This window comes from Pseudomonas sp. GW821-FHT04D07, assembly GCF_059420225.1.
Genome location: NZ_JBWKTH010000064.1, coordinates 1 through 1,434, shown reverse-complemented (window position 1 = coordinate 1,434; position 1,434 = coordinate 1). Strand labels below are relative to the sequence as shown.

The 1,434-nt window shown below is 60.5% G+C and carries 2 protein-coding genes; both read left to right on the top strand.

Features of this window, described 5'->3' with window-relative positions:
• The coding region (locus AC07T0_RS31700; RefSeq protein ID WP_495004869.1) for an electron transfer flavoprotein subunit beta/FixA family protein at window positions 1–501 on the top strand (501 nt) is incomplete at its 5' end.
• Window positions 502–503: 2 nt separating this feature from the next.
• Window positions 504–1,433, top strand: a complete 930-nt coding sequence (locus AC07T0_RS31695) for an electron transfer flavoprotein subunit alpha/FixB family protein (RefSeq protein WP_495004868.1) — start codon at window positions 504–506, stop codon at window positions 1,431–1,433.
• Window position 1,434 lies beyond the last annotated feature (1 nt).

Sequence of the window (1,434 nt, the reverse complement as noted above, 5' to 3'; positions counted from 1 at the left end):
ATCCTGGTTGAATCGGCTGAAGAGCTGACCTCCCTGGCCGTGGCCAAACTGTTGAAAGCCGTTGTCGACAAGGAACAGCCACAGCTGGTGATCCTTGGCAAACAGGCCATCGACAGCGACAACAACCAGACCGGTCAGATGCTGGCGGCCCTGAGCGGTTACGCCCAAGGCACCTTCGCTTCGAAAGTCGAAGTGTCCGGCGACAAGGTTGCCGTGACCCGCGAAATCGACGGCGGCCTGCAGACCGTGTCGTTGAGCCTGCCGGCCATCGTCACCACCGACCTGCGTTTGAACGAGCCGCGTTATGCGTCCCTGCCAAACATCATGAAAGCCAAGAAGAAGCCGCTTGAAGTGCTGACTCCGGATGCTTTGGGCGTTTCCACCGCCTCCACCAACAAGACCCTGAAAGTCGAAGCGCCGGCTGCGCGTAGCGCCGGGATCAAGGTCAAGTCGGTTGCAGAACTGGTCGAGAAACTGAAAAACGAAGCGAAGGTAATCTGACTATGACTATCTTGGTAATCGCCGAACACGACAACAAGGTCGTGGCCCCAGCCACCCTGAACACCGTGGCTGCCGCGGCAAAGATCGGTGGTGACATTCACGTGCTGGTTGCAGGCCAGGGCGTGGGTGCAGTCGCTGAAGCCGCTGCGAAAATCGCTGGCGTGTCGAAAGTGCTGGTGGCCGACAACGCCGCCTACGCCCATCAACTGCCGGAAAACGTCGCGCCCCTGGTTGCCGAGCTGGGCAAGGGCTACAGCCACATTCTGGCTGCCGCTACTTCCAACGGCAAAAACATCCTGCCACGGGTTGCCGCTCAGCTGGACGTCGACCAGATCTCCGAGATCATCTCGGTGCAAAGCGCTGACACCTTCAAGCGTCCGATCTACGCCGGTAACGCCATTGCCACCGTGCAATCGAACGCCGCCGTCAAGGTCATCACCGTGCGCACCACCGGTTTCGACCCGGTTGCCGCTGAAGGTGGTTCGGCTGCGGTTGAAGCGGTTGCCGCGGTTCACGATGCAGGCAAATCGTCGTTCGTCGGCGAGGAGCTGGCCAAGTCCGACCGTCCTGAACTGACCGCTGCCAAGATCGTCGTTTCCGGCGGTCGTGGCATGCAGAACGGTGACAACTTCAAGCACCTGTACGCCCTGGCCGACAAGCTCGGTGCCGCGGTCGGCGCTTCCCGCGCGGCGGTCGACGCTGGTTTCGTACCGAACGACATGCAGGTTGGCCAGACCGGCAAGATCGTCGCGCCACAGCTGTACATCGCCGTCGGTATCTCCGGCGCGATCCAGCATTTGGCCGGTATGAAGGACTCCAAGGTGATCGTCGCGATCAACAAGGACGAAGAAGCACCGATCTTCCAGGTGGCCGATTACGGCCTGGTGGCGGACTTGTTCGAAGCTATCCCTGAGTTCGAGAAGCTGGTCTGAT

What these genes read in the sequence shown, in the direction of transcription:
- AC07T0_RS31695 (WP_495004868.1), top strand. Translation starts at nt 504, where the DNA reads ATGACTATCTTGGTAATCGCCGAACACGACAACAAGGTCGTGGCCCCA.